The following is a 26,489-nucleotide window of genomic DNA, read 5'->3' as shown; positions in this document are numbered from 1 at the left end:
AGACCCCATGTGATAAAACTCCATCCCTAGAAGATGAAGCCATGTTGTTTGAAACGCGACTAGCTAAATCCTTTGGACAATTATGCTTAATTAATTTTTCATTCATTAGTGAATAAAGATTTTCATATGTTATTTTCATTTTTTCCTCCTAACGTGGCCATCTTAATTCTTTATCTAATAATTTTGGAAACTCTTGGTGTGGCTCACTTTGATAATAAAAAGATACAGATGAGTAATCATCTGCCCTTTCAAATAGTCCAGAGTGTGAAACACCAATTTGTTGAACTGTAACTCTTAAATCCTTTTTAAAGAAAATAGGATCCTTTAAATGCCAACGATAGAAAGCTCTCATTGGAGGGACATCATCATTATGATAAGCATTATACAAGGATCTATCATGATTAGAATAGAAAGGATAACCTAAATCAGGATAGGAATAGTTTTCCTCTATAGTTTTATTATTCTCATGACGAGCAAAGCTCCACGAGCCTCCAAAGTAATCCTCAATACCAGTTCCACAAATTGTAGGGTATTCTTTATCACCATCGATGTAGAATTTCATCTCCCCTTCTCCATACCAATAACGGGATAAAGTTGAAATGCAAAGAAAGGTTCCAAGATAAGTTCCTTCACCCTTTACTCCATCAAGAAGGGTATAATCCTTTTTCAAAATAGTAGGATTTTCTCTCCTCCACTGAGCATGGAAGTATAAAGTATTATCATCTAATACATCACCAAGTGTGTAATCAATTTGATAAAAGAAAGCAGGAATTGGATTAATGTGCTCATTTTCAATAGTTATTCTAGCCCTCTTTCTAAAAGGCATCTGAAAATAGCAATTATACCCCCTTAGAGGAACAACTTGAACTAATGTTGAGTTAACTGGATAAGTTTCTCCAAATCCATTTAAGAAGAAATCCCCAAGAGGAACTTCAACAGAAGGGAATTCTTCATCATCCCAATACATTCTTAATACAATATCGCGAAGTAAAAATCTATTTTTATCATCCGTTCTATCATCGAGTGTAATCCAAATATGTCTTATCATACCAGGACCTGTGATATCACAGAGCTCAGTTACCGAGCCCGGTGCAATATTAAGAAGGCAAGGAGATCCCTTTCTAGAAGGTCCTAAAACAGAAGAGGCCATTCCTCCTCTTCCCTTTTCCCCTTTTCTATTTTCTGCATTTATTGAACGAGAAACAATATTGTTTTTCTTAAATAGTAAATTATCCATAGCAAAAATGGTTAAGAATTTTGATTCTTATTTCAAGTGTTAAATATTGTTTTTAAAAGATATTTTTTAAACAATTATGCTATAGTTATTTTAATGAAAAATATAAAAGTTGTTGCAGCTGTAATAATCAACAATAAAAAGGTATTTGCAACCCAACGTGGGTATGGCGAATATAAAGATAGGTGGGAGTTTCCAGGTGGGAAAATAGAGATAGGAGAAACTCCTGAAGATGCTTTAAAGCGTGAAATTTTTGAAGAACTTGAAACAACAATAGAAGTAAAAGAAAAACTTAAAACAATAGAATATGACTATCCAACCTTCCACATTTGTATGAATTGTTATCTATGTTCTATAGTAAAAGGATCTTTAATGTTAAAAGAACATGAAGATGCAAAATGGTTAACAAAAGAAAATCTTTATTCAGTTAATTGGCTTGATGCAGATTTAGAAGTATTAGATATCGTTTCAAATTTGCTTAATTAATTAAATAATTTAGGTCTAAAGCAGAAAAACTGCTTTAGATCCTATCCTTAAAGAATTCAAGAAGTGCTTTATCATCACCTGTATATCTAAAGGTCTCAATGCCAAGAGATGCAGCACCTTCGATATTTTCTACGTAATCATCAACGAAAGTTGTATTTTCAGGAGTAAAACCTTCTTTAGCCATTATGTACTGCCAAAACTCTTTATCAGGCTTAATTAAGTGCATTTCATGCGATGCATAACAAGTTGTAAAATTCTTTCTAATATCAAGGGTATCGATTATATGCCAATGAGGTGCAAAGGTGTTAGAGCCTATTGCAGTAACATTACCCTTAGCCTTCAGCTTTCCTGCGATATCTATCATTACCTCATTTCTAGTTGGGTGAAATGTATCATGAAAGAAATCACCTTCACATTTATACCCAAAATGAGTAAAAAGGTGGTCATAATAATCATTTGTAGACATGTAGCCTTCCATTAGAGGGCGTGCATATAACTCCCAATCCTTTTCTAACACTTCAAAAGGAAGTCCCATTATTTTTGACATCTCTGGTAAGGTGTGAAAGTTTTTAATTAAAACTCCACCAAGATCAAAGATATAAAGATGACTCATAGTTCCTCCGATTTTAAGAGTAATCCAGAAAGAGTATTATTAAATTTTCCTCTTTCATATGCTATTTTACCACCTATTATTACAAACTCAAGCCCATCATTCTTAACAAAAGGTTTATCCAAAGTAGCTGTTGCTTTTAAGTTTTCTAAAGAAAGAATATTAATATCAGCTCGATAGCCTTCCTTAATCAAACCAATATCTTTTAGTCTTAATCTTGTAGCGCCTTCATATGTCATTTTTCTAATTGCTTCAGGAAAACTAATTATCTTATCTCTTAATACATAATCTTGTAAAAGATGTATTGTAGCAGAGTAACTTCGTGGATGAGGTATAGGTGTTGAATATAGGGAATCTGTACCAAAGCACATTAAAGGATGAGCTAATATCCTTTTAAGTGTTTCTTCACTTTCTGTAATATCAATCATTACAGCAGCCCCCGCCTCGTCAGATAAAATATCTAGAAGAGTATCTAAAGGCTCTGTGTTTGTAATTTTGGAAATTTCAGTTAGAGAAAGTCCATCATATTTATGCCCCTGATCCAGAGAAAGGATAGAAATATCATCTGGACCAACTACAGGAAATAAGCTCTCCCAACCAGCAGGATTAAGCATCTCCTCCTTTATTATTTTTCTTTCATCTTCATCTTTTAGAACACGCATCTGCTCATTTCTTGTTAACGCTAGTACATGAGCAGGTAGAAGAGAAAATAAAGAAGTAGAACCATAGTGATAAGGATATTGATCAAACTTTACATCAACACCTTTACTAATGTATGTATCAAACAAATTAAAGATATCATCCAAAAGATATCCATATTTTCTTCCGATAATCTTTAAATGACTAATCTCAAGTCTTACACCTGTTTCTAAAGCTAGATCTAAAACCTCTTTAATCGATGAAACTATTTCAGGGCCTTCAATTCTATGGTGAACACAAAACAATTTATCATGTTTTTTAACAGTCTTTAAAAGTCTAACAAGTTCATTTCTATCAGCAGATGAACAAGGTGCATAGTACAGTCCTGAAGATAGCCCCATACAGCCTTGACTTAACGCATCATCAAGTAAAGAGCACATGAAGTCAATTTCTTTATCATTGGCAGCACGTCCACTATCAGAGCCAAGAGCTGCAATTCTAAGTGGAGCATGAGAACACAAATAAGCTTGGTTTATTCCCATTTTTCCTGAGATTATGTTTGAATACGATGAAAAATCACTCCAAGAATAGTTATCAAAGTGACCAAGCACATCATTATTTAAAGGAAGTAAATACTCCTTGTTTTGATTAAGAGGGAATATACCAATTCCGCAATTTCCACAAAGATCTGTAGTAATACCTTGCCCAATACGAGCCTTCATATATGGATCCTTTAATCCATAAATTTCACTATGAGTATGAAAATCAATAAAGCCTGGTGTTAATACAAGTCCTCTTGCATCAATTACCTCTCTAGCTAAATCACTAATATTCTTTCTTAATTTTATAATCTTTCCATTATCAATTAAAAGATCACTAATAAAACCATCGGAGCCACTACCATCATAAATCATGGCACCTTTTATAAGCAAATCATACATGAATAGTATGATAACTCTTAATTAATGATCTTTCCACAATTCTTGCAAGATCTTGATATGAACCTCTTCTGAGGGCAAGTGTTAATGCAGCATTAATCTCATCACACATATCGCTATCAAAAGAAGGAAGTATATACCCAGAGCTTTCTAACATACAAAGCATTAATAAAAGAGCAAAATCCTCATTGTGGCTTTCAAAAGGCTTAATCATCATAATTTGCCCAAACATTAAAACAGCTTTAAAGATTTCATTAATACTCTTCCACTCTCTTTCAAATTGCATAAAGATAGTTTCCATTTGATAAACAACCTTTAAGCTATCACCTGTAAGTGATTTTATATCTGAAAAACCATCTCTAAAGGATGCACTATTAATATCATCAATTCCTTGTAAATATGATCTATGGAGCTCTAACACTCTCTTAGAATCCCATGGAAGATTATCTTTTTTAATACTTGTTAATAGTGATATAAAATTTGAATATAGCAGGTGCTTTTCAAGTGAATATGAAGAATAAACTTTACCTGATAAAATATGTTCAATTACTTTTTTATCATACTTTTCATGAGAAAGTGAAAGTGCAAGAGTAAGGTTATCAACTCTCAATGCCTTCATTTTATCACTTAATCTATCAATATCTTTATTTTCATCTCTAAGCTTTTCTAGAGTTAAAATATCAATTGAACCAAGTCTTACACTATTATTCTTAAAAGGCCTCATCGTCCTACCATCAAATGGCTTAGGAGAATCTTGAGGAATTGTCCAAGACCATTCAAGTTTAATAGCACCTTCTATTCTTCCCTCTTCACAAAGTATTCTTACTCTTCTATCAGAAATACCCCATTTCTTAGCAGCTTCTTTTACTCCGATATATTTCATAGAAATAATATTAATCCTTTTTTGGTATATATACAATATTTTATATATTAATCTATTACCTTATATATATTATAACGCATCCACTTTGTTTTAATAACACTTATTGTCTTTATTTCTTCTTTCTGCTTAAATGGTAAGGGAATAATTTTATGGATAAATATGATGTAGTAATCGTCGGCAGCGGTCCTGCCGGAATGGGTGCAGCTTTCAAAATATTAGAAAGCGGTAAGAATTGTTCAATCCTCATGATAGATAAAACACCATACTCAACAGGTGGAATGAGGAACGACTGTAAGATGAACTTTACCTTCCCTATCGGTTTTCCTCTTGAATACTGGAAGGAAGATGTTGCTAATTTCTATCTTGATCAAGTAACAAAGTTTTTAAAGCCAAATATCTTACCTAAATCAAATATAGAAACATATCAAAAAAGAGCAGAAAGACTTGGTTCTTCTCTTCTTGAAATTAGACAAACTCACCTTGGAACAGATGGAGGCCTTCAATTAATTAAAGAGCTTCAAAAGCGTCTTTTAGATGCCGGGGTTACATTAGCTTTAGGTGAAACTGTTACAGGTATTGATAACAACAATAAGTTCATTACCACAGATAAGAGAGAAATTGGATACAAAAATATTTTAATTGCTCCAGGTAGACAGGGCTTCCACTTCTTACAAGAAATAATGAAGGCTCTCAATGTTTCATACATTGATAACGTTGTTGATGTGGGTATCCGTGTAGAGACTCGACTTGAACACTATCCAATTGTAAAAGACTACTATGATCCAAAGTTCTATTTTCCTGAAAAAGTAAGAACCTTCTGTACAAACAGTGGAAACGCACACGTTGTAAGAGAAAAGTATACAACAGCACGTGGTGATGAATGGTATAGTGTTAACGGACATGCTTTCAAAGCAGATGAAAACAAGAACAATGGCCTTGTAAACTTTGCTATCTTAAAAACTGTTCGTTTTACAGAGCCTCTTGCTAGTGGACAAGAATTTGCAGAACACCTTGGACTTATGGCTGCATTAATGGGTGGTGGTAAACCTCTTATGCAGAGAGTTGGTGACTTTAGAATGGGCAGAAGAAGTAAGGAAGTTGATTTCAATGGTGACCTTTACGACTTTAAACCATCACTTGTTGGAGCAAGCCCTTCTGATATCTCACTTGCAATGCCTAGTAAGATTTTAAGATACATTTGGTCTGGTATGAAAAAGCTTGATACAATTGTACCAGGCATTCTCCATCCATCTACAATAATGTACTACCCTGAAATCAAGCTCTATGCTAACAAACCTCAGTATATCGATGAACATTTCTGTGTACAGGAAAATGTATACTTTGCAGGTGATGGTGCTGGTACAAGCCGAGGTATTACTGGAGCTTGGGCTAGTGGTATTAGAGCTGCAGAAGGAATTTTGAAAAACTTAGAGTAATGCAAAGTAGTGAATTTGGTAGTGGAGATATCTTTAAGCTAACACTTAAGCTAAGTATCCCTACATGCTTATCTCAGGCCGTGAACGTTTTATACTCTATGATAGATAGAATGTTCATCGGCCACATTCCTTTTTATGGCGATTTAGCTCTTGCAGGAGCAGGTATTGCTGCTCCAATCACAACATTTATCTCTTCATTTAGCTACATTGTTGCACTTGGTGGTGCCCCTATCATGGCAATGAAGCTAGGACATGGTGATAAAAAGAGTGCAGAGAATATTCTATATACATCTTTAATTTTGCTTTTAATTTTCTCTGCAATACTAACACCTCTTGCGCTAATCTTTGCAAAGCCCTTACTACTTAGCTTTGGTGCAACTAATCAAACAATTAAATATGCACTTTCCTACTTTAATATATATGTACTAGGAACTCCTTTTGCCCTTGCTCAAATAGCTTTAGCTAGCTTTCTAATTAACCTTGCAAACAGCAAGGGTGCTATGATAGCAAACTCAATTGGAGCAATAACTAATATTATTTTAGACCCAATTTTTATCTTTACTTTAAAACTAGGAGTAAAAGGTGCTGCAATTGCAACAATCATTTCTCAAGCATTAACAGCGACCCTACTCTTTCTAATGCTTTTAAGGTGCAAAGATGTAAATATTTATAAAAGTCCAATTAAAAAGAAAGTAATAACTAGGACATTCAAATTAGGTGCATCTCCATTTTTGATAATGGCAACAGATAGCTTACTATTAATACTTTTAAATACAATATTAAAGTTACACGGAAAAGCAAATGCTGATATCCTAATTACATCCTCTACTATTATTCAAAGCTATCATCTATTAGTTATGAATCCTCTTGGAGGTATTACTGGAGGTTCTGGAGGATTACTTAGTTATAACTATGGAAGTGGGCAGATAGATAGAGTAAAGAAGTCTTATTATTCTATCCAATTTCTAGCAACTACATATATATTGATAATATTTACTCTTACCTATGTGGGAGGAGAAAGCTTCATTTCACTTTTTACAAAAGATGAAGTAATTAGAAGTGTTACCTATAAATACTTAAAGGTTTTCACTTTAATGATTATCCCACTATCATTTCAATATTGTAATGTCGATACCTTTACAGCTCTAGGACAGGTCAAGTATGCACTATCATTTTCACTCTTTAGGAAAGCTATTTTCTTAATTGCTATGATTACACTACCACTACTCTTTGATGCAGAAGCAGTGTTCTTCTCAGAGCCTATTTCTGATTTAATTGCGGCATTAGTTTCTACAACAATACTTAATATCAGGCTTCCTAAGATATTAAAGGAAAGAGAAGAAAAAGGCCTTCAAATATAACTTATGATGATTCATAATTAAATTATGAAAAAACTTCTTTCATCACTTTTACTTCTCTTTCTACTACTAAGCCTATATGCAAATGGTGAAGTGTATTTAGAAACTGAACACTTTAAAATAATCTATGGTGAAGAAAGTAATAACATGGCTACAGAGATAATGAATGTAGCAGAGGAAGAATACGACCGACTTGTCTCTTTTTTTAATAAAGATCCTAACTTACACATTCCTATATATATAAATAGTAAAGAAAAGAGTTATAATGCATATTTATCAACATACCCATCACTTCATTTAGTGTTTTATAATACCTGGATACCTCAAACACTATACAATGGAGAACAAACAATAAGACTAATTTTTAGACATGAATTAACTCATGCATTAATGTTTTATTACAAAGGGCTCCTTGGAAGTATTACAACTACTCTATTTGGTGATTCTGCAGACTTATCAAAACATTTACATTACCTACAATTTATTACTGAAGGTATGGCTGTATACTTGGAGTCTTTTGATAAAAGAGGAAGATTAAATAATCCCCTATTTGATAAATTAAGGATTCAAGCAGCAATAGAGAATATAAATATTAATTATCTTGATGCTTCAGGAAGTATGGATATTTATCCTGGGGGAAATATCCCGTATATCCTAGGAGGAGAATTCTTTAAATGGGTTGCAGAAAAATATGGAGAAGAATTACTTTCTGTATTTATTTTGGATATAGCAGAAAATGTATTTGCATTTCCTCAAAATGCATATAAAAAGCATTTTAATTCAAGTTTATATGATGATTGGAATAGTTTTTTAGGTGATACAGAAGTTCCTAAAAATCTAATAGAACCAAACAAAATAACAAACAAAAGTAGAATATATAGCGATATTACTGCAGAATATGATGAAATATATGCTATTTCAAGCTATCAATCTGAAATATTAAAACTAGAAGATGACAATGAAAAAAATCTATTTAAGTTCATTTCTAGTTCATCATCAATAAGTGTAAATAATGATAATATTCTTCTATCATTTTCATCACAAGACCAATGTTATACAGCTTTATATACCCAAAATGGTAAAGAGCTAAAACGATATAATGGTTATTATGAAGGTTCTTTTATTGACGATGATATAGCTTTACTTCGCTTTGATGATACTAAAATTTATCTTGATATTCTAAATAAAAAAACCTTTTATCTGGGGCAATCAGTTAGTGCAAGTAATTTAATTAATTTAGATAACAAAGCTACTTTTCTTTTTGAAGATGAAAATGGACAAGCAATAGCTATTGCTGATGATAGCATTTATCTCTATCGTATTCCTAAAGAAATAAAAATATCATCAATAAATTCTAACAATGAAACTATTTCAGTTTCTTATACTTTTAATACCGATGGTGAACTTTCAAAGTATGGTGAAATTGATATTGAAACAAATACTATCTACTTGTCAAATATAAATATTAATGGAGGGATAAATAATCCTATCAAGGTTGGAGATTATGTTTACTTTATTTCAGAATTTTTTAACTCATCTGCAATTTCAAAAATCAGTATAGAAGATTTAACTTTTGATAAAAAATATTCTTTAACAAAAGAGAAAATATCAAACATTTCTTCCCCTGAAACAACACTAAATACTAAAAAATATAATCCAATAGCTAATATACAAAGAGGTACTTTTATACCTTTCTCAAAAAATTTTACTACCTATATAAAACCTTTAGTAGGTCCTGGGCTTACTTGGATTACAAGTGATCCTACAGAAAAACTTACATTTATTACATCTTTAGGTTATAGCGTTCAAAGTCAAGAATTATTTTTATCTCTAAATGCATCATATCAAGACATCAGTGGGACATTTTCTTTATATAATGGTTGGAGTGAATCAGTAATTAGCTATACCAAAGACTATCCATTAAAAAGTAACAACAATAAAATTACACTATCGAACAGCTTATATTTCATAACGCCTAATAATATATTTATCAACAATTTTCTTCTCACCTATTGTGATTTAGCAAAGCGTAGTAATAAAAGATTTGATTATTCAGGATACATTTTATCATTAGAACTAAATAATTTTTCTCCTACTCTATCAGCTGGACTCTACATTTCTGGATTATTTCCAACTTCAATTAAGGTATCACATAAAATTGATAGTAATTCACTATCTCTTTATGCAAATACACATATTTTCACTATCGAAATACAAAATTCTATTCCTATTCTTTTTATTTACATCAAATACCTTGATTTCCAAACAACTATAATATCTAATATCAAAGATAATAGTATTAATAATACTTATTTATTATCACTTATAACGTCATTATCTCCAGTAGTTGGTAGTGCAACTAGAGCTGATATTAAATTTGGAATTGAGGTTAAATACACAAATAAATGGATGTTCTCTTTTATTTTTAATATTTTTTATTAAGTTTCTATCTATTTAATACAAAAGATTTACAAAAGTTTAAACTAATATCTTTTAAATATTACCAAATATCAAATATACTAATAAAAGTATTTATTTTAAGGGAGATTTCTATGCCGCTTAGGAAGAGAATCCTAGTAGTAGAAGATAATGATTTAAATAGAGCTATTTTATGTGAAATATTATCAGCTTCATATAATACTATAGAAGCTGATAATGGAAAAGAAGCATTAGAATTGCTTAGAACAACAACTCAAAAAGTAGATTTAATCCTACTTGATCTCATGATGCCAATCATGAATGGTTATGAGTTTTTGGATGAATTAAAGAAAGATAAAGAATTATCCCTAATACCTGTAATTGTTACAACTCAGAATGAAAGTGAAGATGATGAAATTGCGGCTCTATCACATGGAGCAACAGACTTCGTTCCAAAACCATATAGGCCACAAGTTATTCTTCATAGAATTAAAAGTTTAATTACCTTTAAAGAAAATTCTGCTATCGTAAGCCAAGTAAAGTACGATAAATTAACAGGCCTTTACAGTAAGAATTTTTTCTATAGAAAAGCAAATGAATTAATTAGCGAAAATCCAAATAAAAAATATTCTATTATCTGTACTAATATTGAAAATTTTAAACTTTATAACGATATCTTTGGTCTCAAAAAAGGTGATGAATTATTAAGAAATATAGCTGACAATATTAGAAAGCATGCTCATAAAAATACTATTTGTGGTCGTTATGAGGCTGATAGATTCTTATTAATTAGAGAAAGAGAACAAGAAAAACACGATAGAGAACTTTTTTTCAATACTCAAATTCCACTAATAGATAATAATGTAATACTCAAATGGGGTATTTATGAAATTAATGATAAGAGCATCTCAATTGAACAGAGCTGTGACCGTGCTCTATTAGCTGTTGATAGTATTAAAGGTCAATATAACATCCATTTTGCACTTTATGACGATGTAATGAGAGAAAAGATGATTAGAGAAAAAGCCATTACAGATGTCATGGAAAAAGCAATTGAGGAAAACCAATTTATCGTATATCTACAACCAAAATACGATTTAAACAATGATACTATGGCAGGGGCGGAGGCTCTAGTTAGATGGATTCACCCTACTTGGGGTTTTATGTCTCCAGCAGAGTTTATACCTCTCTTTGAGAAAAATGGCTTTATCACAAGTCTTGATTTATACGTATGGGAAAGAGCTTTGCAATATTTACAGGAATTTAAATTAAAAGGCTATCCTATGCTACCAATTTCAGTAAATGTATCAAGAGCTGATATCTACCAAACTGATATTGTAAAAAAATTACTAGACCTTACAAAGAAATATGATATCGAGCCAAAATACTTACACCTTGAAATAACAGAGACAGCATACGCAGAGGATCCTGGAAAAATTATTGAAACTGTTGAGATATTAAAAGCTCATGGTTTTATACTAGAAATGGATGACTTTGGAAGTGGATACTCTTCATTAAACATGTTAAATGATATGAAGCTTGATATTCTAAAACTAGATACAATGTTTATTCAAAGTGAGATGTCAAAGCCAATTTCTAGAAGTATTTTACGTTTCATCATAAATCTTGCTCACTGGATGGGTTTAACTGTTGTTGCTGAAGGTGTTGAAACAGCAGATCAAGTACAAAGATTAAGAAATATCTCTTGCGATTACGTTCAAGGATACTTCTTCTCTCGCCCTATTCCTAAAGCAGATTTTGAAGAACTATTAAAGGCTCATAAATGCCATAAGCCAACAAAGCTTTCTATTATTAGGAATGAAGGTGAAAAATGTGAAACAAAAGCTATTGTAATAATTGATGATGATAAAGAATACTCAGCAAGTGTAGCTAAAGTCTTTGAAAAAGATTACGAAGTATTTATTTTTGAATCTCCTGATAAAGCATTATCATTTATTAAAGCTAGTGAAAATATTAGTGCAATAATACTTTCGATGACACTAAAAAATAATCAAGCAAAGCATACACTTGATAAACTTCATCAAGATCCTGATTTTTGGAAGATACCAATTCTGTCATTAATCCAAACACCAGGATCAGCAACTAAGCTTGATCGAATGCTTGATACAGATGATTTCTTATGCAAATGTCATCCTCTCAGTGACTTGAGAAGAAGAGTTGAGCACATTATTAATATTGCATCAATTCAAGAAAGAGAAGCAATCTTACAGGAAGAAGCAAGTCATGACTATCTTTCTGGTCTTTTAAATCGAAGAGGTTTTCAAGTTGCAATTAACCACATTAGAAGAGAAGAACTTCCTGTAACTATGTGTATTTTTGATATGGATGATCTTAAAAAGTTAAATGATACTTTTGGTCATGAAAAAGGGGACTTAATGATAAAAACCTTTGCTGAACATATTAAAAAAAATACTCGTTCTAATGATATTTTATGTCGTTATGGTGGTGATGAGTTTATAGTAATCCTTAAAAATATTAATGATAAAAAAACTGTCCTAGCTAAAATGGAATATGTTTGTAATCAATTTAAGGAAACTTTGAGGCAAGAGAACATACAAGTTGCTTGTTCTTGCGGAATTGTAGTTGGCAAAGATGGTGAAAGACCAACAAAAGAAATGATTGAAGCTGCAGATAAAGCCCTATATAGAGCAAAAAGTAATAATAAAGGAAGTTGTAGTCTTTAATTAGTTTGGTGATCAATAAGATGATCACCAAACATATTTTTATTTTCTTTTACCTGTATTAACGATTACGATTCCTGTGATAACTAATAATAGAGAAAGAATATACTTCATTTGAAATACATTTTCTCCTAGTAATAATGCCGCAGCAACAGCACCAGAAAGTGGGTTAACACATTGGAAAACTGAGATTTTACCTACACCTTTAGCACTAACAAGACTTGTCCAAAGCATAAGACAGATTGATGATGCTAATGCTAGGAAAAGCAAGCATGAGTATCCAAAGACTCCACCATTTGAAAGTCTTCCACCTAGGAATTGAGAAATAATTAACAGCTCTATACCACCAATTAATAGGTTATATCCACTAGCCATTACAGGATCTATTCCTTTTGTAACCTTTCTTGAAACATTAGTACCAAATGCAAATGAAATAATCGAAAGCAGCATTACCCCCTCACCTTTAAAAGAGAAGGATTCAAAAGAACCACCCCAAAGGAAACATACTAAGATACCTGAAAAGCCAAAGATAGCACCTAATACCTTTCTAGTATTAATCTTGTCATCTTTAAACATAAAATGAGCAAAGATTGTCATAAAGATAAAACTAGTACCATTAAGAATTGAACAGTTAATTGATGCTGCACTAATCATTCCTGCAAACTGTAGTCCATATGTTAACCCAGTTTGAATAGAACCTAAAACTAATATTGGAACAACATTCTCTTTTTTTAAGAGAGGAAGTTTCTTATCTCTTATTGAACAGACAATCAGTAAAATAACACCTGCTATGCAAAATCTAATTGCTGCAAATAAAAATGTTGATCCAATATCAGAAATATTAAATAGCTCATAGCTCTTTTTAATAACTGGAAAAACAACACCCCATAGAATCTGACATAGTACAGCTAAGAGCGCTGCATATGCAGGGACCTTTAAGTAATTTTTTTTCATTGCTACCTACCTTATGCTAGACATTAGTACTTTATTATTAATTAATCTACTCCCTCAAGATGACTAGTCGCATTAAAAATACATTATTTGGATACACATCATTTATGTAAATAATAAAATATGATGAAATTATTGAGGTATTTATACGATTTTTGTTGTTTTTTGTTGCGTTCTAAAATAATCGATTGTAACATGTAAATGTAGTGTGCTACATTCTTTACATAAAACCGGACGGGGGTCAGATATGCAAAACAGCAGTGCTATCGAACTTAAAGGTATCACGAAACGGTTTGGTAAGGTTGTTGCAAATGATGGCATCAACCTTGAGATACGAAGAGGTGAGATTCTATCTCTCTTAGGAGAGAACGGAAGTGGTAAAACCACTTTAATGAACATGCTCTCAGGTATCTATCAGCCTGATGAAGGACAAATATATGCTGATGGAAAGCAAATTTCTATTACTAGTCCAAAGGATGCATTTTCCTATGGAATAGGTATGATACACCAACACTATCACTTAGTTGATGTATTCACAGCTGCTCAAAACATCATTTTAGGATTATCAGAAGAAAAGCTTGATATTAAAAACACAAATATCAAAGTAAAGGAAATTTGTGATAAATATGGTTTTGATATTAATCCTACAATGAAGGTTTATGATATGTCCGTATCTCAAAAGCAGACAGTAGAGATTGTTAAAGTTCTCTACAGAGGTGCTGATATATTAATTCTCGATGAACCAACAGCTGTATTAACTCCTCAAGAAACTGACAAGCTATTTGCAATTTTAAGAAACATGAAAAATGATGGCAAGGCTATTGTTATCATTACTCATAAGCTTGCAGAGGTAATGGCAATTAGTGATAAGGTTGCAGTACTTAGAAAAGGTAAATACATTGGTACAGTAAATACTTGTGATACTAACCCTCAAAAGCTAACAGATATGATGGTTGGTCACTCTGTAACCTTAAATATTGATAGACCAAAATACGATAATATAAAAGAAAGAATTGTTGTAAGTGGTTTAACATGCCTCGATCAAGAAGGTATTACAAAGCTTAATAATGTTAGTTTTACAGCCTATGGTGGTGAAATTCTTGGAGTTGCTGGTATTGCTGGCTCTGGTCAAAGAGAGTTACTAGAGTGTATGACAGGTCTTTATCCTGTAAAGAGTGGCTCCATTAAGTACATTCCACCAGAGGGTGGAAAGGAAGAAGAGCTAGTTGGACTTACTCCTAAAAAAATTAAAGCTCTTGGTGTCGGTATGGCATTTGTTCCAGAAGATCGACTTGGAATGGGTCTTGCTGGATCTATGGGTATGACTAACAACATGATGCTTCGTTCATGGAAGAATGGTAAGTCCCCTTTTGTTAACAAAAAATCACCTGAAGAACTTGCAAAGAAAATATGGAATGACTTAGAGGTTGTAACCCCTTCAACATCATTCCCTGTTAGAAGAATGAGTGGTGGTAACATCCAAAAGGTATTAGTAGGACGTGAAATTGCAGCTCAACCTAATGTTTTATTAACTGCATATGCAGTAAGAGGTCTTGATATTAACACCTCCTACACTATTTATAACCTGTTAACAGAACAGAAGATGAAGGGTGTTGCAGTTGTATATATTGGAGAGGAATTAGATGTTCTTCTTGAGCTTTGTGATAGAATCTTAGTTCTCTGTGGTGGAGAAGTAAGTGGTGTTGTTGATGCAAGAACTACAACAAAGGAAGAGATTGGACTTATGATGACAAGTATTGGATCAAAGGAGGATAAGTAATGAGTGCAGAAGTAAAAAAAGCTCCTTTAATTAGACTTGCAAAGAAAGATGCAATGGATCCAAAGAAGGCTTGGGCTATCAGAATTGGTTCAATACTTATGGCTCTGATTTTAGGCTGTATTCCTATTCTAATTACAGGTAATAACCCTATTACAGCATATGGTGTAATTATTAAGGGTTCATTAGGTACATCATTCTATCTTAAACAAACTATCAAGTTAGCTATTCCACTACTAGGAACTGCTCTTGCTATTGCTCCTTGTTTTAAGATGAGATTCTGGAACATTGGTGCTGAAGGTCAAATTACAGCTGGTGCAATTGGTGCTTCATTCTTTGCAATTTACTTTGCAAAAAGCATGCCTCATGTACTTTTATTAATCATCATGATGGCAGCTGCAGCATTAATTGGTGGTATTTGGGCTATGATTCCAGGCTTCTTCAAAGCTAAATACAATACAAATGAGACATTATTTACTTTAATGATGAACTACATTGCAATTGGTATTGTTGCTTGGTTACAAGGTGGACCTTGGGAAGGTAGAAAAGGAACTCAGCAAATTCCACTTTTCGATAAAAATGCCTACTTACCAACAGTATTTGGTATCCATATTGGTTGGATTATCGTACTTGTCTTAGTTGTATTAGTACATATTTATATGAACTATACAAAGCAGGGATATGAAGTAGCAGTTATCGGTGATAGTGTTAATACAGCTCGTTACGCAGGTATGAACGTTGGCTGGATCATGGTTAGAACAATGCTTGTATCCGGTGCTATTTGTGGTATTGTAGGATTTATTTTGGTATCAGGGCAGAACAAGACTATCACAAGTAACGTTGCTAATGGTGTTGGTTTTACAGCTATTACAGTTGCATGGTTAGGTCACTTAAATGCATTTGCGATGATTGCAATTTCATTAATACTTGCAATCTTAGAAATGGGTTCTAGCTACCTACAGCAAATCTTAGGAGTTCCTTCTGCAATTAGTGAAATTGTTTCAGGTATCCTACTCTTCTGTATGCTTGGTTGTGAATTCTTTATCAACTATCAGATGATATTTAGATCAAAAAAAGAGGAGGTTAAAGCATGAACACTCTGATTACATTAATCGCAGCTGCTGGAACATTCGGCACAGTACTCATGTTTGGTACTCTCGGTGAGATTCTTACAGAGAAATCAGGAAACCTCAATCTTGGTGTAGAAGGTATTGTATTCATGGGTGGTGCATTCGGTCTTGCGGGAGCATACTCATATGAAGCACTTGTTGGAGTTGGCTCCTCAAATGGACTAATTGCAATATTAATAGCAATTATCTCAGCCTTCATTGCTGGTGCAATTGCATCTGCACTATTTAGCTTTTTGACAATTACACTAAGAGCAAACCAAAACGTTACAGGTCTTGCACTTACAATCTTTGGAACAGGTGTTGCAAAGTTTACAGGTGAATATATGCGTCATAAAGTTGGTGGATTCGTAACACTATCAAACCCACTTAAAGAGGCATTTACATTTGTACCTATGCCAAAGTTTTTGCAAAACATCCCAATCGTAGGAAAAATACTCTTTTCACAGTCAATTTTCTTCTATATTGCAATTATTTTAGCAGTAGCAATGCATTTATTCTTCCAAAAAACAAAGACTGGTCTATACTTAAGATCAGTAGGAGAATCTCCAGTTACAGCAGATGCTGCAGGTATCAACATGGTTAAATATAGATATCTTGCAACTATCATTGGTGGTGGTATTTCAGCAGTTGGTGGTATGGTATATGTAATGACAACTGGTGGATGTACTTGGAATGAACACTCACTTGCAGGTATCGGTTGGCTTGCTGTTGCACTTGTAATCTTCTGTATGTGGAAACCTCTTAACGTTCTTTGGGGCGCAATTCTATTTGGTGCACTCAAGATAATGTATATGAGAGTTGTACTCCCATTCTTCCCTACTGAGCTATATAAGATACTTCCTTATGTTGTTACTGTAATAGTACTCATCATAACAAGTATGCGTAATAGCCGTGATAAGCAGCCACCTGCTTCCTTAGGTCTTAACTACTTCAGAGAAGATCGCTAAGGTTAAAGTGGTACTAAAACTTAATCCAATAGTCGTATGACTAAATATATTCGGAGGAAACATATGAAAAAGACATTAGCTCTCGTACTCGCTCTTCTTATGTGTATGACAAGCGTATTTGCACAGGGTGCAAGTGATGCTAACACAGCAAGCAAGACAACTAAAATCGGTTTTGTTGTTATCGGCGATGAAAACGACCAGGGTTACACCTACAACTTCATGAACGGCATGAATGCAGCTATTTCACAGCTTAAGAGTGAAGGTTATGATGTTGAACTCTCAATAAAGAGAAACATTGCAGAAGATGCAGGTTGTGTAGATGCAAACCTCGCACTCGCTGCTGAAGGTTGTTCAATCATCTTCAACAACTCATATGGTTTTGAGCAGTATATGCAGCAAGCTGCTGATGAATTCCCACAGGTTAAGTTCATCTCATTAACAAACTGTGGTTCACAGGTTGATGGTAGAGACAACACATACAACGCATTTGCAAGAATTTACGAAGGTAGATACATCGCAGGTGTAGCAGCAGGTATGAAACTCCAACAGCTCATCGACAATGGTACTATTAAGCCTAATCAGGCAGTAATTGGTTATGTTGGCGCATTCTCATTTGCTGAAGTAATTTCAGGTATGACATCTTACTACCTCGGCGCAAGAAGTGTATGTCCTACAGCTACAATGCTTGTACAGTTCGTAGGTTCATGGGGCGATCCTACTCTTGAAGCTGAAGCAGCTCAGGCTCTTATCGACCAGGGTGCAGTAATGATCAGCCAGCACTCAGATAATACAACTCCTGCAACAACAGCTCAGAAGAATGGTGTTTTCCATACAGGTTACAACAACGACATGACAGCAGTTGCTCCAAAGGCTTCTCTCCTCTCATGTAAGATTGACTGGACAAAGTACTTCCACGACTTCATTAAGAATGAACTTGACGGTAAGGGTAACCCATCTGACTACTGTGGTACATATGCTAACGGTGAAATCGTTGTTACAGAGCTCAACGAAGCAATTGCAGCTCCTGGAACAAAAGAAGCAATGGCTAAGGCTGAAAAGGCAATTGCTGATGGTTCTCTCCAGGTATTCGATCTCTCAACATTCACAATTGGTGGCAAGACAGCTACTAACGCAGATATGTATGATAGCTTCGCAGCAGTTCAGGGCGATGCAGTTAAGAACGGTGCATTCCAGGAATCAACACTTCAGTCAGCTCCATACTTCGTTGGACAGATTGATGGTATCAAGTGGCTCAATGCAGCTTATTAATCTATTAGATAATTATCTAAGAATCGGTCAGTTAGCTCTGACCGATTTTTTATGCTATAATTACTTTCATGAAAAAAATATTAATTCTTATTCTACTTCTTATCATTCCTCTTTCACTCTTTGCTATGGCAAATTCTGAAGAGACTAAAACTGTAATTGAATTTGAAACAACAGATATCTTTGGTAATTCAGTAACCTCTAGTGATATTTTTAAAACTTCAAAAATAACTATGATTAACTTTTGGGCAACCTACTGTCGTCCTTGCATAGGAGAATTACCTTTTTTAGCCCAAATTCCAAAAAACTATAGTAGTGAAGATCTTCAAATTATTGGAATAATTACAGATGTTACAAACCAAGCAACCTATGATAGTGCTATTACTTTGATAAAAGAAAAAGGAGCAAGCACATATACGCACTTGCTTCCTTCTCAATCAATGATCCCAATTCTTAATAATATTTCAGTAGTACCAACAACCCTATTTGTTAATGAAAAAGGAGAAGTAATAAAAAGTGTTGTTGGTAGTAATACTTTAAAAAAGTGGATGGAGATTATTGATAATCTTTAATTTTTATAATTAATTCTCTCCCCTCTCTCTAAGGCATATACTATTAATTTATCACTCTCTAAATCTTCATGGTGCATATCAACAGCACTTAGCTGATGATTATCATAGGTAGTATAATATATAATTCCTTTATCTGTGTTGTAGCATGAAGTATAGAGAGTAATTTCAAATTCCCCAGGCTTTACTTCACAACATCCTCTTTGTTGATCTACACTATTTAATATATGGAAGAATTGACTAACACTAGATTCTTCATCATCCTTTGAGAGTGAATTCATTTTTACAAAAGATACCCTTACAAACCTTGATTGTGATGATAAATCCCCAGGAAGCCCAATTGCGCCCATTCCTCTAGAATATTGCTCTAAGTTAATAGAACCAAATGTGTTATCCACATCCTTATGAGATAGATGTCTATAGTTATTTAAGTTATATAATTGCTTATCAAAAGGAGGATTATTTGTTAAACACCCTACTGGATTATCATAAATCTTAGTTCCCTCTTTAACAAATTCTACTGTAACAGCCTTTGTTTTATCAGCTATTAAGTAATGTAGTGATGCTACAGGCAATTTTTCACTAAAAGGTGTATCAAGAATATTAAGACTATGAATTAATGCTATTGCTTCATCAACATTCTTTGCTAAAGCTAAGATATATGGAATAAACTCAAATTGAGCAATATTCTTTTTATCTTTACTTAAAGTACTATTGTAGTGAGCATTGTTTACAAAATTTAATCCAGCTACTCCTAATCCCTTATCATTAATACCTTCAAAATAAAGTGGGGTGTTATTAATAACAGTAGCCATTCCAATGATAGCATAGTGTGTATTAATATCACTTTCCTTTCGAAGATGTATAGGAAAGTTTCTTGGAGTAATTACAACACTTTCACCATATGAAAAATCATAATCAAGTGTTCTTCCGAAATAAAAATCTTTTGTCTTATAAGTAGTTGCTGTACACATAACTGAAATTTAATACCTAATACTAAAATTGGCAAATATTAAATGTTATTACGACAATACCAAGAATTAATAGGATAATACCTGTCATTCTATTTAATGTCTTAGCATCCGCTTTATTTGCAATCTTTGCCGCAATTCGAGCAAAAATAAATGTAAATAACATGCATAGAATTAGTATGTACCAATTAGGTACACCTGCTATTGCAAAGTGACTTATGGAACCTGTTAATGCTGTAAAAGTCATAATGAATACACTAGTTCCAACAGCACATTTAAGTTCATATCCAAGTACACTAGTTAGAATTAAAAGCATCATCATTCCACCACCTGCGCCGACAAAGCCACAGATAAATCCAATTAAAGTTCCAAATATAATACTTTGAATCATTCTCTTCTTCTTTGAAACACTTAACATAGCTTCCTTGGTAGTCATTACAGGCTTAACTATAAATTTTATACCAAGTAGCATAGTCATAAATACAGAGAAGTTACCCATTGTATTACTACTAACTAATGATGAAACATAGCTTCCAACAAGAGTAAATATTAATACAAAGGTCATCATTAATAGACCATTTTTAATATCAATGTTTTTATTTTTATAATAAGTAAAAGCACTTACAGCAGATGCAAGAACATCTGATGCAAGTGCAATTCCAACCGCCTGATATGGATCAATCTTTAAAAAAGTAACAAGAATAGGAGTTATTACTGCCGCAGCACTCATACCTGCAAAGCCTGTTCCAAGTCCTGCTCCTAAACCTGCTAATAGTGTTACCAAAATAATGCTTAATGCGTTCATGAAAAACAAAAATAAGCATTATTATAATAATCGGCAAGACTATTCTATTTTTGTTACAGGATAATCAGCTGCTTCAACAGCATTTTTTAATTCATCATCACTTACATTCTTACTTAAAGTGACAATGGCGCACTTCTCTTTGAAGCTTACATTTGCTTCTACAACCCCGTCTAAAGCCTCAAGAGCCTTTTTAACTCTTTTTTCACAATGCTGACACATCATTTCTTCTATATAAATGGTTTTTGTCATTTCCTTTCTCTCCTTATTAAACAAATATTTTCTATCTTTTTTTGATGAACTAATATCCATCATATTAATTCTCAATGCATTAGAAACTACACAAAATGATGATAGGCTCATAGCAAATGATGCAAACATAGGGTTTAATGATAATCCAAATACCCCAGCAGCAAGCGGAATACCTATGGCATTATAAATAAATGCCCAAAACAGATTTTCCTTAATATTTATAAGCGTTCTTCTTGAAAGCCTAATTGCCTTAACAACATTTTCTATTGTTTCACCCATAATGATAATTGAAGCTGAACCAATTGCAGCATCAGTACCACCTGAGATAGCAATACCAATATCAGCTCTCATTAAAGCCGGAGAATCATTAATTCCATCTCCAACCATTATAACCTTACCAGACTTCTGCAATTTTCTAATATAAGCTTCTTTACCATCAGGAAGCACATCACTGATCACCTCATCAAAGCCAACTAACTTATTAATTGCATTTGCAGTTCTATTATTGTCTCCTGTAAGTAAAACAGTCTTAAGCCCCATATTTTTTAATTCATCTATTGCTTTCTTACTACCTTCTTTTAAGCTATCACTGATGGCAATAATACCAAGTACACTACTATCTTTTGTAAAAATTAATGGAGTTTTTCCCTCATTAGATAAAAATGTACACTTTTCTATTATATCATTTTCAAGATTAATTCTTGATGAAACAAACCTTACAGAACCACCAATAATATGACTATTATCAATTATAGCTTCAACACCATTTCCAGCTAATACTTTAAAGTTTTCAACTTCTATTGGTTTTACATTTTGTTCTTTACCATAATTGGAAATTGCTTTTGCAAGAGGATGCTCACTCTTTGCTTCAATTGATGAAGCATACTTTAATAATTCATCATCAAAAGAAATGACATCACAAACCTTCATCTTACCAGTAGTAATAGTACCTGTTTTATCAAAAACAATAGTCCCTGCTTTACAGGTATTTTCTAATACCGCTGCATCCTTAAATAAGATTCCATTCTTTGCACCCTTCCCTGTACTAACCATAATCGCAACAGGAGTTGCAAGCCCTAATGCACAAGGGCAACTAATTACTAAAACTGCAACAGCATGAGAAAGTGCAAAAGAAAGAGAAGATGTAATAATTAGTTGTATTATAAAAGTCATAAGTGCGATTAAGATAACACAAGGAACAAAGATTCCTGAAACCTTATCTGCCACTCTACTAATTGGTGCTTTTGAAGAGGAAGCTTCTTCAACAAGCTTAATGATTTTACTAAGTGTTGTATCTTCTCCTACTCTTGTTGCTCTAGCTTTTATATTTGAATTTAAACAAATACATCCAGCAAAGATGTTACTTCCTATACTCTTATTAACAGGCATACTTTCCCCTGTTAAAGATGATTCATCAAAACTACCATCGCCTGAAATAACTACACCATCAACAGGAACAGAGGAACCAGGATAAACAATAAATATATCATCAACTTTGACATCTTTGATATCAATTGATAACTCTTCATTACCTCTTAATACTATAGCCTTTTCTGGTGATAACTTTATTAATGAATTTATTGCATCTGTTGTCTTTGTCTTACTTCGTGCTTCTAAGCATTTTCCTAATGTAATAAGAGTTAGTATTGTCGAAACAGCTTCAAAATATAGGTTATGATAATAGCTATGTGCATGCTCCGGATACAAAAACATTAGAAGCATATTTACATATGAGTATATAAATGATGCACTTGCACCTAGCGCTACTAAGCTATCCATATTAGGTGCTTTTCTAAGTAATGATTTAGTTCCTGAAATAAAGAATTTTCTATTAATAAAAATAATAACAATGGATATAGTTAATTGAACAACTGCATTTATGCTATGGTTTGTAAAGAATCCAAGGGGAAGATTAATCATTGCACCCATTGAAATATATAGGTGGAAAAAAAGTAAAACAAGTGATGGATAAAGCCTCTTTTTCATCAAATCTTCATCACTACTTACTTCTTTTTTAACCTCTTTTCCCTTTAAAGCAGCACCATAGCCCGCCTTTTCAACGGCCTTGATAATTACATCATCACTTAAATTTGAATCAACTGTCATAGATGAAGTTAATAAGTTAACACTAGCACTTTCAACTCCTGCTAAACTACGTACAGCCTTTTCAACTGTTGCAGAGCATGCTGCACAGCTCATTCCAGTTACATTAAATTCTTTCTTCATTTCATTAATTTCTCAATAGTCTTAACAAGTTCAGGAATGATTTCATCATTTCCCTTACTTAACTCTTCTTTAACACAAGATGAAAGATGTTGAGCTAACAGCTCCCTATTAAACGCATTTAAGGCAGCTGCAACAGCACTTGATTGAACTAAAATATCATTACAGTAGATATTTTCTTCAACCATTTTTCTAATCCCTCTCACCTGACCTTCTATTCTATTTAATCTAGTTACGAGACTCTTAATCTCTTCTTGACTTCGTTCTGTATTTTTAGTTTTGCAACAACAACTCATATATACCTCCATGGGGTATATTAAAGATAATAATTCATAATATAACTGTCAACACCTATTGCATAAATAATAGTGTTATGTTAAAAGTATAGAGCATTTGGGCGATTAACTCAGCGGGAGAGTGCCACCTTGACGTGGTGGAAGTCATAGGTTCAAACCCTATATCGCCCAATCCAAATAAAGCTATTTCCTATAAGGAGATAGCTTATTTTTTATGTAGCACTTTAAGCCCTTTTGGGGTCATTTTTATGTAAATGTCAACCAAAATGTCAACTTTTCTAATTAGTATTTTTCATTTTCACTTTTCCCCTAAAACATTTCCTAATATAGAAATATATTATTCTTTAACTATGTTTTTAAAGGTAATAGAGCATTGACTTTTTTGTAGGGAGAAATATAAATTAATAACTACTAATTAGGTAGGTTAATCTAGGAGGTATAATTAATGAAGAAAATATTATTCATAGTTGGTTCAAGAAGAAAGGATTCCTTTAACAGACAGCTTGCGAAGCTTACTGAAAAGCTAATTCAAGATCAAGCTGAGGTTTCCTATCTTGATTACTCAAGCATTCCTCTAATGGACCAAGATATCGAATATCCAGCACCTGAGGAAATTGAAAGGGTTAGGAAGCAGTGCTTATCAGCTGACGCAATTTGGATTTTCACTCCAGAGTATAATCATAGCTATCCAGGAGCGCTTAAAAATCTTATTGACTGGCTATCACGTCCACTATATAAGGGTGCAGCTAGAAGTGAGAATGCACTAAATGGTAAGCCATTTACAATTTCAACAGCAGCAGGTGCATCAGGTGGTAGCTTTGTAAGAGAAAAGCTTATAGAGCTTCTTAATTTCTTAAATGCAAAGGAAGCAACTACTACCTATACAGCTATTACATTAGATAGAGAAGCATTTACTACAGGAGTATTAAAGGCTAATACTGAAATTATAAATATCCAAGCAAAGGAGCTTATAGAGTCACTTTAATTACATTTGCTCCTTAGAGTGGTAAGGTATAGCTCTCTTAAAGCTATTTAGACTTAAAATTTTATTAAATTGAGAGTAATTAAGATGACTCGGATAACGACAAATAGTCATCTTATTCTCTCTTATTAAATATTTACTATATGTTTCCTTTTCTACAGTTCCTGTCATGAGTGCATAACCACCCTCAGACAGGACCTTTTTAGCAATTTTCTGTGCACCCAGGCTTCTAAGCTGTGGATCACTTACAAAAACAACGCCTTCACTTTGATCCTTATAAAGCGTTACATTTGGTATGCTCTTATCAGCCTTAAACCAATAGTTATCACTTTTAAAAGCCTCTACATTACCTATGAATAATTCATCTGCATAATAGCTTTTGCTTACATTATTATCACTTAATAGCTTAAGGAGTTCTATCGCTATTTGCTTTCACTAGCTTAAGAAATCTTTTATCGTTCATCTGCTCATTAGTGATATATCTACCATCATAAAATAGAGCATAATTTGTAACAGCAGTTGGAGCATTCTGTGCTTTTTCTCTGCTATCAATATGAATAGCATTAAATAATATACCATTATCTTTAGCTGTTTGCTGTAAAACTGGAACATATTTTGCATTAAAAGGACACTGACTAGTGTAGCATAACACATACCCTTTTTCTTCTATATGAGGGTGCTTTGCACATTCTTTAAACTGTGGCTTAGCTATATTAGAAGAGAAAGGTAAATACCAAAGCTGAATGCCGTTATCTGCTTCATCACACACAGTAAAGCCCTTATATTTAAGAAACTTTGGATCTGCAAGAAATGGCTTCTTCTTTGCTGCAGCTAAGATACATAGACCAACCTTACCCTTTTGTTTACTATCTTCGATACAAGCATTTAATAGATCTGTAGAGTATCCATGTCCCTTAAATGAACCAGATACCCATAGACAGTCAATGTACATATAGCCATCACCTGTGATAGGAACCCAAGCATATTCAGCTGGAATATATTCAATGAAGCATTTACCACGCTCTATACTCTTTAGAAACACAAGTCCTTCATCAAATCTATCAGCAAGCCAAGCCTTCTTTGAAGAAACCTGTACATCCTTATTGTTAGAAATAGCACAGCAGATGTGCTCCTTTTCCAGATTATCCTTTGTAACCTTGATATACTCCATTTACTATTGCTCCTTCACCTTTATAGGATGTCTTATCACAGTTTTTAACCTATCTGGAGAAATCTTTCGTGCATCACTTAGATAAATCTCATGATGAAGTCTCTTATCTGTAATGTTAAGCTCATAACCATTCTTTTCAATAAAATCATGCATCATTTGAACTGTTTTAGGCTCATCATCAAATGGTCCTATATGCATACACTGAACACAAAGACCTTCATCATATGTAAAGAACTCAACCTTTGAAAAATCCTGTTTCTTCTTTAAAGTAGCTTCCTTAATTGCCCATTCAAAATCTTCTCTAGTAACAAAATCTGGTAAACGAATAACTGATATCCAATGAAAAGAAGCCTTATTAGAATAATCAATACCAATTACTCCATCCTGCCACCAAAAGCCCTCAAGAGGAGGAACTACATAATCGAAGAAGCCATCAATTTGATGGTCT

At 33.2% G+C, this 26,489-nt stretch carries 22 protein-coding genes and 1 tRNA gene; 12 read left to right on the top strand and 11 right to left on the bottom strand.

The window, feature by feature from the left end; genetic code table 11:
* Positions 1–148: 148 nt before the first annotated feature.
* Positions 149–1,237, bottom strand: coding sequence for a glycoside hydrolase family 172 protein (locus SOY52_RS05050; protein ID WP_320847888.1), 1,089 nt, complete (start codon positions 1,235–1,237; stop codon positions 149–151).
* Positions 1,238–1,330: 93 nt separating this feature from the next.
* Here SOY52_RS05050 and SOY52_RS05045 point away from each other — a divergent pair, with 93 nt between their 5' ends.
* The gene (locus SOY52_RS05045) at positions 1,331–1,720 is read left to right on the top strand and encodes a (deoxy)nucleoside triphosphate pyrophosphohydrolase (protein ID WP_320847887.1); all 390 of its coding nucleotides are present in this window, start codon (positions 1,331–1,333) and stop codon (positions 1,718–1,720) included.
* A 34-nt stretch (positions 1,721–1,754) separates the two neighbouring features.
* On the opposite strand, the gene SOY52_RS05040 is transcribed toward SOY52_RS05045, so the two are convergent.
* From SOY52_RS05040 to SOY52_RS05030, 3 genes are read right to left on the bottom strand one after another with little or no spacing between them, the layout of a single operon-like run.
* The gene (locus tag SOY52_RS05040; protein ID WP_320847886.1) at positions 1,755–2,333 is read right to left on the bottom strand and encodes an HAD-IA family hydrolase; all 579 of its coding nucleotides are present in this window, start codon (positions 2,331–2,333) and stop codon (positions 1,755–1,757) included.
* Entirely contained in the window at positions 2,330–3,910 is a 1,581-nt protein-coding gene (locus SOY52_RS05035; protein ID WP_320847885.1) for an N-acyl-D-amino-acid deacylase family protein, read from the bottom strand. The genes SOY52_RS05040 and SOY52_RS05035 overlap by 4 nt, the downstream gene beginning before the upstream one ends.
* The gene (locus tag SOY52_RS05030; protein WP_320847884.1) at positions 3,903–4,790 is read right to left on the bottom strand and encodes a hypothetical protein; all 888 of its coding nucleotides are present in this window, start codon (positions 4,788–4,790) and stop codon (positions 3,903–3,905) included. The genes SOY52_RS05035 and SOY52_RS05030 overlap by 8 nt, the downstream gene beginning before the upstream one ends.
* 149 nt (positions 4,791–4,939) lie before the next feature.
* Between SOY52_RS05030 and SOY52_RS05025 the strand changes: the two genes are divergently transcribed.
* The 4 genes from SOY52_RS05025 to SOY52_RS05010 all read left to right on the top strand — a co-directional run bounded on the left by SOY52_RS05025 (position 4,940) and on the right by SOY52_RS05010 (position 12,707).
* On the top strand, positions 4,940–6,226 hold the full coding sequence (locus SOY52_RS05025; protein ID WP_320847883.1) for an FAD-binding protein: 1,287 nt from the start codon (positions 4,940–4,942) through the stop codon (positions 6,224–6,226).
* On the top strand, positions 6,226–7,587 hold the full coding sequence (locus tag SOY52_RS05020; RefSeq protein WP_320847882.1) for an MATE family efflux transporter: 1,362 nt from the start codon (positions 6,226–6,228) through the stop codon (positions 7,585–7,587). The genes SOY52_RS05025 and SOY52_RS05020 overlap by 1 nt, the downstream gene beginning before the upstream one ends.
* A gap of 24 nt (positions 7,588–7,611) precedes the next feature.
* Positions 7,612–10,026, top strand: a complete 2,415-nt coding sequence (locus tag SOY52_RS05015) for a hypothetical protein (RefSeq protein ID WP_320847881.1) — start codon at positions 7,612–7,614, stop codon at positions 10,024–10,026.
* A gap of 110 nt (positions 10,027–10,136) precedes the next feature.
* A complete protein-coding gene (locus SOY52_RS05010; RefSeq protein WP_320847880.1) occupies positions 10,137–12,707 on the top strand; it encodes an EAL domain-containing protein in 2,571 nt (856 codons plus the stop codon).
* Between the two features lie 39 nt (positions 12,708–12,746).
* Here SOY52_RS05010 and SOY52_RS05005 read toward each other — a convergent pair whose 3' ends face one another.
* Positions 12,747–13,658, bottom strand: a complete 912-nt coding sequence (locus tag SOY52_RS05005; protein ID WP_320847879.1) for a DMT family transporter — start codon at positions 13,656–13,658, stop codon at positions 12,747–12,749.
* A gap of 244 nt (positions 13,659–13,902) precedes the next feature.
* Here SOY52_RS05005 and SOY52_RS05000 point away from each other — a divergent pair, with 244 nt between their 5' ends.
* The 5 genes from SOY52_RS05000 to SOY52_RS04980 all read left to right on the top strand — a co-directional run bounded on the left by SOY52_RS05000 (position 13,903) and on the right by SOY52_RS04980 (position 19,347).
* Positions 13,903–15,435 (top strand): ABC transporter ATP-binding protein, encoded by a 1,533-nt coding sequence (locus tag SOY52_RS05000; protein WP_320847878.1) that lies wholly within the window; start codon positions 13,903–13,905, stop codon positions 15,433–15,435.
* A complete protein-coding gene (locus SOY52_RS04995; RefSeq protein WP_320847877.1) occupies positions 15,435–16,526 on the top strand; it encodes an ABC transporter permease in 1,092 nt (363 codons plus the stop codon). Before SOY52_RS05000 ends, SOY52_RS04995 begins: the two co-directional genes overlap by 1 nt.
* Positions 16,523–17,509, top strand: coding sequence for an ABC transporter permease (locus SOY52_RS04990; protein ID WP_320847876.1), 987 nt, complete (start codon positions 16,523–16,525; stop codon positions 17,507–17,509). Before SOY52_RS04995 ends, SOY52_RS04990 begins: the two co-directional genes overlap by 4 nt.
* Before the next feature lie 63 nt (positions 17,510–17,572).
* Positions 17,573–18,778: a BMP family ABC transporter substrate-binding protein gene (locus tag SOY52_RS04985; protein WP_320847875.1), complete on the top strand. Its 1,206-nt coding sequence runs from the start codon at positions 17,573–17,575 to the stop codon at positions 18,776–18,778.
* Positions 18,779–18,846: 68 nt separating this feature from the next.
* Positions 18,847–19,347 carry a TlpA disulfide reductase family protein gene (locus tag SOY52_RS04980; RefSeq protein ID WP_320847874.1) on the top strand — a complete coding sequence of 167 codons (501 nt, stop codon included), beginning with the start codon at positions 18,847–18,849 and terminating at the stop codon, positions 19,345–19,347.
* Here the strand turns inward: SOY52_RS04980 and bsh are convergent.
* From bsh to SOY52_RS04960, 4 genes are read right to left on the bottom strand one after another with little or no spacing between them, the layout of a single operon-like run.
* The gene (gene bsh / locus SOY52_RS04975; RefSeq protein WP_320847873.1) at positions 19,344–20,318 is read right to left on the bottom strand and encodes a choloylglycine hydrolase; all 975 of its coding nucleotides are present in this window, start codon (positions 20,316–20,318) and stop codon (positions 19,344–19,346) included. The genes SOY52_RS04980 and bsh overlap by 4 nt on opposite strands.
* A gap of 22 nt (positions 20,319–20,340) precedes the next feature.
* Positions 20,341–21,120: a sulfite exporter TauE/SafE family protein gene (locus SOY52_RS04970; RefSeq protein ID WP_320847872.1), complete on the bottom strand. Its 780-nt coding sequence runs from the start codon at positions 21,118–21,120 to the stop codon at positions 20,341–20,343.
* A gap of 39 nt (positions 21,121–21,159) precedes the next feature.
* Positions 21,160–23,595 (bottom strand): heavy metal translocating P-type ATPase, encoded by a 2,436-nt coding sequence (locus SOY52_RS04965; protein WP_320847871.1) that lies wholly within the window; start codon positions 23,593–23,595, stop codon positions 21,160–21,162.
* On the bottom strand, positions 23,592–23,888 hold the full coding sequence (locus tag SOY52_RS04960) for a metal-sensing transcriptional repressor (RefSeq protein WP_320847870.1): 297 nt from the start codon (positions 23,886–23,888) through the stop codon (positions 23,592–23,594). The genes SOY52_RS04965 and SOY52_RS04960 overlap by 4 nt, the downstream gene beginning before the upstream one ends.
* 99 nt (positions 23,889–23,987) lie before the next feature.
* On the opposite strand from SOY52_RS04960, the gene SOY52_RS04955 reads away from it, so the two are divergent.
* Together SOY52_RS04955 and SOY52_RS04950 are read left to right on the top strand one after the other, a co-directional pair.
* Positions 23,988–24,059 (top strand) — tRNA-Val (locus tag SOY52_RS04955).
* Between the two features lie 274 nt (positions 24,060–24,333).
* Positions 24,334–24,873 (top strand): NADPH-dependent FMN reductase, encoded by a 540-nt coding sequence (locus SOY52_RS04950; protein WP_276989699.1) that lies wholly within the window; start codon positions 24,334–24,336, stop codon positions 24,871–24,873.
* A 403-nt stretch (positions 24,874–25,276) separates the two neighbouring features.
* Here SOY52_RS04950 and SOY52_RS04945 read toward each other — a convergent pair whose 3' ends face one another.
* Both SOY52_RS04945 and SOY52_RS04940 read right to left on the bottom strand, forming a co-directional pair.
* Positions 25,277–26,041, bottom strand: a complete 765-nt coding sequence (locus SOY52_RS04945) for an N-acetyltransferase (protein WP_320847869.1) — start codon at positions 26,039–26,041, stop codon at positions 25,277–25,279.
* Positions 26,042–26,044: 3 nt separating this feature from the next.
* Positions 26,045–26,489 (bottom strand): GyrI-like domain-containing protein (locus tag SOY52_RS04940; protein WP_320847868.1); only part of this gene is annotated, 445 nt, incomplete at its 5' end.

Source organism: Bullifex sp. (assembly GCF_034103065.1).
Lineage (GTDB): Bacteria > Spirochaetota > Spirochaetia > Sphaerochaetales > Sphaerochaetaceae > Bullifex.
Note: the sequence above shows the minus strand (reverse complement) of the source record. Positions and strands in the feature narration are given on the sequence as shown.